Origin of the sequence: Micromonospora sp. NPDC005220, assembly GCF_040607895.1 — a bacterium.
In the GTDB taxonomy this organism is placed as follows: domain Bacteria; phylum Actinomycetota; class Actinomycetes; order Mycobacteriales; family Micromonosporaceae; genus Micromonospora.
The window spans coordinates 1-6,744 of the sequence record NZ_JBEXHP010000187.1; the positions used below are offsets into that span (position 1 = coordinate 1).

The 6,744-nt window shown below is 74.1% G+C and carries 7 protein-coding genes; 2 read left to right on the plus strand and 5 right to left on the minus strand.

Annotated elements, in window-relative coordinates; all coding sequences use genetic code 11:
- The 5 genes from ABZU52_RS31405 to ABZU52_RS31425 form a co-directional block, all read right to left on the minus strand.
- Positions 1-508: PfkB family carbohydrate kinase (locus ABZU52_RS31405; protein WP_354974547.1), on the minus strand; the 508-nt coding region annotated here is incomplete at its 3' end.
- Between the two features lie 16 nt (positions 509-524).
- The gene (locus ABZU52_RS31410) at positions 525-1,217 is read right to left on the minus strand and encodes an SIS domain-containing protein (protein WP_354974553.1); all 693 of its coding nucleotides are present in this window, start codon (positions 1,215-1,217) and stop codon (positions 525-527) included.
- Entirely contained in the window at positions 1,214-2,431 is a 1,218-nt protein-coding gene (locus ABZU52_RS31415) for a glycosyltransferase (RefSeq protein ID WP_354974548.1), read from the minus strand. Before ABZU52_RS31415 ends, ABZU52_RS31410 begins: the two co-directional genes overlap by 4 nt.
- The gene (locus ABZU52_RS31420; protein WP_354974549.1) at positions 2,416-3,390 is read right to left on the minus strand and encodes a glycosyltransferase; all 975 of its coding nucleotides are present in this window, start codon (positions 3,388-3,390) and stop codon (positions 2,416-2,418) included. Before ABZU52_RS31420 ends, ABZU52_RS31415 begins: the two co-directional genes overlap by 16 nt.
- Positions 3,387-5,063 carry an HAD-IIIA family hydrolase gene (locus ABZU52_RS31425; protein WP_354974550.1) on the minus strand — a complete coding sequence of 559 codons (1,677 nt, stop codon included), beginning with the start codon at positions 5,061-5,063 and terminating at the stop codon, positions 3,387-3,389. Before ABZU52_RS31425 ends, ABZU52_RS31420 begins: the two co-directional genes overlap by 4 nt.
- Positions 5,064-5,218: 155 nt before the next feature.
- On the opposite strand from ABZU52_RS31425, the gene ABZU52_RS31430 reads away from it, so the two are divergent.
- Positions 5,219-5,659 (plus strand): SRPBCC family protein, encoded by a 441-nt coding sequence (locus tag ABZU52_RS31430; protein ID WP_354974551.1) that lies wholly within the window; start codon positions 5,219-5,221, stop codon positions 5,657-5,659.
- A 173-nt stretch (positions 5,660-5,832) separates the two neighbouring features.
- The gene (locus ABZU52_RS31435; protein ID WP_354974552.1) at positions 5,833-6,600 is read left to right on the plus strand and encodes a polyprenol monophosphomannose synthase; all 768 of its coding nucleotides are present in this window, start codon (positions 5,833-5,835) and stop codon (positions 6,598-6,600) included.
- The last annotated feature ends 144 nt before the right edge of the window (positions 6,601-6,744 follow it).

The window sequence follows — 6,744 nt, forward strand, 5'->3', positions numbered from 1 at the left end:
CACGCGGATGCGGGTCCCACACCAGCGGCGCGCGGGTGGCGGCCAACGCGGCACGCAGCGCGGGCTGCCGGGCCACCCCCCGGCCGTAGTCGCTGACCAGCACCGCCGACGCCGAGCCGATCACCCGGAGCACCTCGTCGGAGGGCTGACCCGGCTCCCCGGACGCGCCGCCACGGTCGTGCCGCAGCAGCACCCGCCCCCGGGCCCGCAGCCGGATCTTCTCCGGCGTCGCGCCGGCGAGGGCCAGTGGGTACACCTGCACGCCGGCGGCGGTGAGCAGAGCGCTCAACCGGGCCCCGCCGGCGTCGTCGGCGAGCGCGGTCACCAGCACCACCTCGGCGCCCTGCGCGGCGGCGAACACCGCCGCCAGGCCGGCGCCCCCCGGCCGGTCGGTGGCCGCGGTCTCGTCGAGCACCGGCACCGGGGAATCCGGGCAGAGCCGGTTCACCACGCCTTCCACATCCCGGTCGAGCAGGGTGTCCCCGAGCACCACCACAGGTCCCCTCACGCTTGCCTCCTCATCCTCACGCGTCGACCTGCTGTCCGGTCCCGCCGTCGAGCACCACCTCGACCCCGGTGCGCACCGGCGCCGGCTCCGCCGGCACGGGGTGGACGACCGCCGGATCGGCGGCTGCCGCCAGCGCGGCGGGCAACTCCTGTTCGAGGTACTCGCAGAGCAGATGACTGGTCACCAGGTGCAGCTCCTGGACGACCTGGGTGTCCGGGGACGCGACGGCCAGCACGTCGTCGCAGGCGTCGGCGAGCGGGTTGGGGGTGGCGCCGGTGAGCGCCCAGGTGGTCACCCCGACATCGCGGCCGGTCCGCGCGGCGGCGATCAGGTTGGGACTGGTTCCGCTGGTGCTCAGCAGCAGCAGGATGTCGCCGGGGCGGCCGTGGGCGCGCACCTGGCGGGCGTACACGTCGGTGTAGCCGTAGTCGTTGGCGATGGCGGTGAGCGCGCTCGTCTCGGCGTGCAGCGCGATCGCGGACAGCGGCTGGCGGTCGTCGTGCAGCTTGCCGACCAGCTCGGCGGTGAGGTGCTGGGCCTCCGCGGCGCTGCCCCCGTTCCCGGCGACCAGCAGGCGACCGCCGCCGGCCAGCCGGTGCGCCAGGTCCGCCCCCCAGCGGGCCAGCTGTCGCTCACACCGCCGGTACGGCACCAGCGCCGCGGCGAGATTCGTCAGGTGGGTGTCGAGCAGGCTGCCCGTCGGCATCAGGCCACCACCCGGGTCGGCCTTCGCACGGCGGCGACCTCGGTGTAGACCTCGACCAGCCGCTCGGCGGTGGCCGCCCACGAGTACCGCGCCCGGGCCCGCTCGCGGGCCGCCGTCGCGTACGCGAAACGCCTGATCCGGTCGTCGAGCAACCCCTGGATCGCGGTGGCCAGCGCGTGCGGGTCCCGGGCCGGCACGAGGTCACCGGTCGTCCCGTCCACCACGGTGTCCCGGATGCCGCCCACGGCCGTGCCGACGACCGGCACCCCACAGGCCATCGCCTCCAGCGGGGTCAACCCGAACGGCTCGTACCACGGCGCCGCGACCAGCAGGTCCGCCGAGCGGTACCAGCGGCCCATCTCCTCCCGGGGCACCGCCCCGACCAGGCGCACCCGGTCGGCCACCCCGCACGACTCGGCGAGCGCCCGCAGCCGACGGGCGTACGGGTCGGTCTCCAACAGCCCCTCGGGCGGGCCGCCGACGACCACGCACTCGGCGTCCGGGACCAGCGCCATCGCCCGGATCACGGTCTGGAAGCCCTTGCGCTCGACCAGCCGGCCCACGGTGAGGATCCGGGCCCGTCCCGGTTCCCGGTCGGCGGCCGGTCCGAGCGGAGCGAAGGTGGTGAGGTTGACGCCGGAGGGCACCACTGTCATCCGGGACCGGGGCACCCCCATCCGGACCAGCTCGCCCACCTCGTCGCGGCACTGCGCGACGATCCGGTCCACCGAGCGGCCCAGCTCCCGCTCGTAGGAGACCCGCCGGGCCGGGCTGGTGTCCTGCACACCCTGGTAGCGGCGCTTCACCGTGCCCAGCGCGTGGTACGTCTGCACCACCGGCACCCCGGTCTGCCGGCCGGCGGTCAGCCCGGCCAGACCGCTCATCCAGAAGTGCGCGTGGATCACCTCGGGCACCCAGTCGCCGCCGCGCCAGCGCTCGATCAGCCAGTTGCTGAACTCCCGCATGTGCGGCAGCAGGGCATCCTTGGCCACCGGCTCGGCCGGGCCGGCCGGCACGTGCACCACGTCGTACCCGTCCGGGCTGCGGACGGTCACCGGGAGGTCGGGCGCGTCGCGGCGGGTGTACACCCGCACCTCGTGCCCGGCGGCGGCGAGCGCGGCGGACAACTCCGCCACGTGCGTGTTCTGGCCGCCGGCATCCTCCCCTCCGAGGACGGCGAGCGGGCTGGCGTGCTCCGAGATCATCGCGATCCGCATACTTCCTCCTCCAGCAGCCGGTCCCAGTCGGCGAGGAAACGGTCGAGGCCGTACCTGTCGCGCGCGGCGGTCCGCGCCGCCGCTCCGGCCTGCCGCGCGGTCGCCGGTTCGGCGATGAACCGGCGGGCGGCGTCGAGCAGGGTGTCGGTCCGGGTGGCGAGCGCCCCCGCTTCCGGGGGCACCGCCATCACCGCCTCGGTGGTGGCGAGCGCGACGACCGGCAAGCCGATCGCCATCGCCTCGATGAGGCTGAGCCCGAGAGAGGTCCACCGGCACAGGTGCAGGTACGCCCGCCGCCGGGCCAGTTCGGTGTGCATCCGCTCCTGGGGTACGTCGTCGTGACTGGTCAGCCGGGCGGCGGGCAGCCCGAGGTGGTCGGCCAGGCCGGCGACGCCCATGCCGAACACGTCCAGCGGCGCGATCTCGGCGAACTGGGGCAGCAGGTCGGTGCCGGTGACCCGACCTCGCCGTACCGGCTCGTTGATCACCACGGCGAGTCGGTCCAGCTCGCCGGTGTAGGACGCGGAGGGGGCGACGATGCCGTGGTCGACCACTGTGGTGCGGGTGCCGCCGGTGTCCCAGAAGATCTGGTTGAAGCCGGTGACGTGGGCGATGAGCAGGTCGTCGCGGTCAGCCATCGGGTGCCGCGTGTTGGGCACGTCGCCCTTGGGAGTGTTGTGCTCGACGTAGATCGCCGGGAGGTCGCGGCCGGGACGGCGACGAAGCCACTCCTCGGCCCGGTCGATCTCCTCGGGGCGTTGCAGGATGACCAGGTCCACGTCGGCGTCCGGCAACTCCTCCGGGGTCACCTCGACCGCGTTGTCCGGCCACGGGTAGGTACGGGCCCGGCCGAGGCCGTACGGGCCGCGGTCGGGTGTGGTGGGAATCAGGTAGCGGTGGCTGCCGTGCACGAACGACGTGGTCCAGGAGCCGTGCACGTGCCAGAGCAGGATGTTCATGGGCCGCCACCGCCGCTGACGGCGAGCGTCCGAAGCGCGTCGACCACCTCGTCCGGCTCGATGCCACTGAGGCAGGGGTGCCCGGTGACCGGGCAGCTCGCGGCCCGGGTGTCCCGGCAGGGCGCGGCGGCATCGCCGAGCCGAACGGTGGGCACCCGGTAGGGCCCCCACTGTCCGAACGGGACGGTCGGCGCGAAGAGACTCACCACGGGCACTCCGGCGGCGGCCGCCAGGTGCGCGGGCCCGGTGTTGCCGACCACGACCGCGCCGGCGTCCGCGACGATCGCGGCCAGCCCGACCAGGTCGGTACGGCCGCCCAGGTCGGTGCCGCCGGCCGCGGCGACCCGGGCGGTTATCGCACGCTCGTCCGGGCTGCCCGTGACGAGCACCCGGTGCCCGGCGTCGGTCAGCGCCCCGGCGATCCGGGTCGCCACCTCGGGCGGGCAGGCTCGGCTCGACGCGGCCGACCCGGGGTGCAGCACCACGTACCCCGGGTCGCCGAGGTCGGCCGGGCGCGGCGGCACAGCGTCGCGGCGGAGCCGGAGGACGGGTTCGTCGCCGTCGGGCAGCCGGTGGCCGGCGGCGGCGGCCAGCGAGAGGGCACGCTCGGGTTCGGGGACGCCGACCGGCACCCGGTGTCGGATGTCCAGTAGCGAGCCCGGATAGTCGTCGCTGATCGCCGCGATCCGGTCGATCCCCGCCATCCGCAGCAGCAGCGCCAGCGGAAGGGCGGACTGGTGAAACGAGGTGAACACCACCGCCTGGTCCGCGCCGAGAGCGCCCAGCCGCGCGGTCAGGCCCCGGATGGCCTCCGGGTCGACCGGCCCCGGCAGGGGGTCGATCCACGGCAGCGGATGCTCGATGATCTCGTCGACGCCGGGCAGCAGATTGGCGGCGGCCCGACCGCGCGGCCCACACAACAGCACCACCCGCTCCGCTCCGGCCGCGACGGCGCGGATCGCCGGCCCGGTGACCAGCACGTCACCCGCCGAGTCCGAGCGGACCACCAGCGCCGTCCGCACCCGTTCGGTGGGCGGCGCCGAGGGCTGCACGGCCAGTTGGCGGCGCAGGATCTCCCCTACCGCCGCCGGCAGATCGGTGGCCACCCACCCGGCGGCGGCGATCTCCTCCGGCCGGGTCACCGGGGTGGGCACCAGCACCCCCGCCGCCCCGGCGGCCAGCGCGGCGGAGACGTCCCGTCCGATGTCGCCCACCAGCACGCAGCGGGACGCCGTGGTGCCCAGCTCGCGTGCGGCGCCGTGCACCAGACCGGGCGCCGGCTTGCGGCAGTCACAACCGTCGGCGTCGTCGTGCGGGCAGACCAGCCACGCGTCGAACCGGCCCAGCAGCTCCTCGACGCGGGCGTGCACCGCCCGCATCTGCTCACCGGTGAAGTAGCCCCGGGCCAGGCCCGACTGGTTCGTGACGACGGCCAGCCGCAGCCCGGCCGCGCGCAGCCGGTCCAACGCCGCCCGCGCGCCCGGCACCGGCCGCACCTTCTCCGGGTCGCCGTTGTACGGCACGTCCTCGATCAGGGTGCCGTCGCGGTCCAGCAGCACCGCGTCGTACAGGACTGGCCGGGGGCTTGCGACAGATCCGGAACCGGCGCGGTCAGCAGCGGCGTAAACCTGGGCTGACCTGCGCTGATACGGATCCTCCTGGTCCTGTCGCACAGCCGGCGGGTTCCCTGCGCCCCGAGGAGTAAACGTCGTCGTCAAGGCGGTGGGCCAGCGCCGCAACCGATGCCCCGGGTCGGCCTTACCCGCCGTGCCGGAGAAGCTAACCCGTGCGCCGTTAGCCCGTGCCGTGCTCCGGGTACGGAAGGCCAGTGGCGATTGTGGAGAAAGTGATCGACGCTTCCCCGCAGCAGGTGTTCGACGTGCTCGCGGACGGGTGGACGTACAGCGACTGGGTGGTGGGCACCGCACACGTGCGGGACGTGGACGACGCCTGGCCCCGGGTGGGCAGCCAACTGCACCACCGGGCCGGGCCCTGGCCGTTCTCGTTGCAGGACGCGTCGACGGTGCTGGTCTGCGAACCGCCGCACCGGCTCGTGCTCAAGGCCGGGCTCTGGCCGGTGGGCGAGGCGATCGTGGCCTTCACCCTGCAACCGGTCGGCGAGGGTGCCACCCGGGTCCGCATCGGGGAGGACTTCGCCGCCGGCCCGCTGCGCTGGATCCACAACAAGGTCAACGACCTGGTGCTGCACCGGCGTAACCGGGAGACGCTGGCCCGCCTCTCCGACATCGCCACCCGGCAGAACAGGTGACCGTGACGCGGCCGTCGGCACTGACCAGCGCAAGCCCCTGACCAGGGCTTCGACCCCCGCGCCCAGTGCGTGGCGAGGGTCCGCAACGCCCGGGAGGGGTGCCTCTCTCGGACCGAACGAGGGACCTAGATACCCTTTCCATGACCCTTGTCCGCAAACCGAGGATGACCGACATGATCAAGCCGATGCAGTTGCCGTCGCCGTGGGGGGACGCACGCCTGACCGTCGTCGTGCCCACTTACAACGAGGCGGGCAACCTCCCGGCGCTGGTCGAGCGGCTGCTCGCGCTGCCGCTGCCGGGGCTTCGCATCCTCGTCGCCGACGACAACTCACCCGACGGCACCGGGGACGTGGCCGACAAGTTGGCCATCGAGAACCCCGACCGGGTCGAGGTCGTGCACCGCGCCGGCAAGGAGGGCCTCGGCCGGGCGTACGTGGACGGGATGAGTCGGGCGATCGAGGGCGGCGCCGAGTACGTGGCGCAGATGGACGCCGACCTCTCGCACCCGCCCGAGGCGCTGCCGGGGATGCTGGGCGCGCTGCTCTCCACCCAGGCCAGCGTCGTGATCGGTTCCCGGTACGTGCCCGGCGGCGAGCTGGACGAAAACTGGCCGCTCTACCGCCGGGCGCTCAGTGGCTGGGCCAACCTCTACGTGCACACCCTGCTGCGGGTACGCATCCGGGACCTCACCGCCGGCTTCAAGATCTGGCGGGCCGAGGCCCTGCGCGACATCGACCTGGAGCGGGTGCAGTCCAACGGCTACAGCTTCCAGGTGGAGATGCACTACCTCGCCACCAAGCTGGGGCACACCATCCTCGAGGTGCCGATCCGCTTCGAGGAGCGGCGCGACGGAGTCTCCAAGATGACCACCGCGACCAAGGTGGAGAGCGCGCTCATGCCCTTCCGCCTCCGCAGCAAACACCGCAACATCACCCGCTAAACCAACCCAACCCAACCCAGAGCCCGAGGCCCGACCCGGCCCGGCCCACCCCGGCCCGCCCGACCCGGCCCCGCCCGGCCCGCCCGGCCCGCCCGGCCCGCCCGGCCCGGTCGATCATGCAGTTGTGGTGCCCGTTTAGAACCC

Bases quoted from the DNA above. Each gene is read 5' to 3' on its own strand.
- ABZU52_RS31415 (WP_354974548.1), bottom strand. From the start codon at position 2,431: ATGCGGATCGCGATGATCTCGGAGCACGCCAGCCCGCTCGCCGTCCTC.
- ABZU52_RS31420 (WP_354974549.1), bottom strand. From the start codon at position 3,390: ATGAACATCCTGCTCTGGCACGTGCACGGCTCCTGGACCACGTCGTTC.
- ABZU52_RS31435 (WP_354974552.1), top strand. From the start codon at position 5,833: ATGATCAAGCCGATGCAGTTGCCGTCGCCGTGGGGGGACGCACGCCTG.